This is a genomic window from Thermogutta sp. (genome assembly GCF_014359955.1).
In the GTDB taxonomy this organism is placed as follows: Bacteria; Planctomycetota; Planctomycetia; order Pirellulales; family Thermoguttaceae; genus Thermogutta.
On sequence record NZ_JACIYL010001046.1, the window covers coordinates 1 to 1,244 of the forward strand.

Here is a 1,244-nt window from a genome sequence, read left to right on the forward strand (position 1 = left end):
GACTCCAGCGCTATCCGACGCAGCCCGGGCATGACAGACTCATCGCCGGTGGCCAATTTGTATTCAGCAAGGAAGATCATGACATATCCGTAGTACCATGTTTGAAAGCTATTCGCCGAAAAATTGGCGGCCCATTGTGCTTCTTTTCTCACAAGTGGCAAATATTCCGGTTTTCCACTTGCCAGCAGAGCCAGAGCATTCAATGAGCGTACGATCGTGTTCGGGCGATAGGACCGATCCGCTATACGGCGGGCCAGCACTTCGCAGCCCTGTTCCAGAATTCGCCGTGATTTCTGGCAGTCGTAGGGGGCCGTGGGGCTGTAACTGCCAAGGACCCGGAGTTTCAGGACCACCTCGGTAGTCGTCCCGGCCCGCCAGCGCAGCAAGCGCAACACCCCACCCGCTTCTTCCGATTCCGCAAAGGTGATCGCCCTTCCGAGCTCGGTGCGAGGATCAAATGAGAAGAGTTTGCCGCTCACTCCCAGAATGACATCGCCCACCTGGAGAATTCCGTCAGCCGGGGACCCCTTTTCTACTGCAGTGACGAGAATTTGCCGCGCATCCGTCGTAACGAGTTTATCGGAATACATCCATCCTCGGGCGCCCGTGGGACCCAGGTTCCAATCGTGCACCGCTCCCTCGGGAATCTTGTCCCCCTTTGTGAAATCCGGGATCGGTAGGGTGGGGGCCGCTACCACTTGCCGAGGATGGGCTCCGCCAGGCATCAGGGCAAGAGAAAGAACGATCCAGCAAAGATGTTGCCATTTTCGATGCATTGCGATGTTCCCCATGGGCGTCGGAATACTTCACCGAACATGATTATTAACCGTGGGCCGTGCTGATAGCCCCCGATATTCGTGACCCTCATTTCTGCAACGGGGAGGGCTCCCAGACGCGGTAAAACGTGGGGTAGGGGAGGCCGTTTCATCAAGCGGCATCACGTCTGTGCGGGCATCTGTCAAGGATAGTCTGCGTCGCTGGCCGAGTCGAGTACTTGCCAGCGGAGAGCTCAGATTGGGATTCGGTGGGGTGTTTGCCCCTTCCCGCCAGGGTGTTCTACATGGTGGGCAAATAGTCAACTTGCGGTTCTAATCTCGGCGAGCCCGTTCTCGCGCCTGTCGAATGAGTAACAGCTCGGCCTGAAATGGCAGGGCAAACTATCTGTGCCAGTTTCTTTGGGAGTTTTGAAATCCCGTCGCCACGCTTCAAAAAGTAACTGGGAATGGAGTGCGTTGTCGGGAACT

1 protein-coding gene is annotated in these 1,244 nt (G+C 56.6%); it reads right to left on the reverse strand.

Going from position 1 to position 1,244, the window contains the following annotated elements:
* A partial coding sequence (locus H5U08_RS19265; RefSeq protein WP_297036942.1) for a DUF6288 domain-containing protein occupies nucleotides 1–776 on the reverse strand: 776 nt, incomplete at its 3' end.
* Nucleotides 777–1,244: the final 468 nt, after the last annotated feature.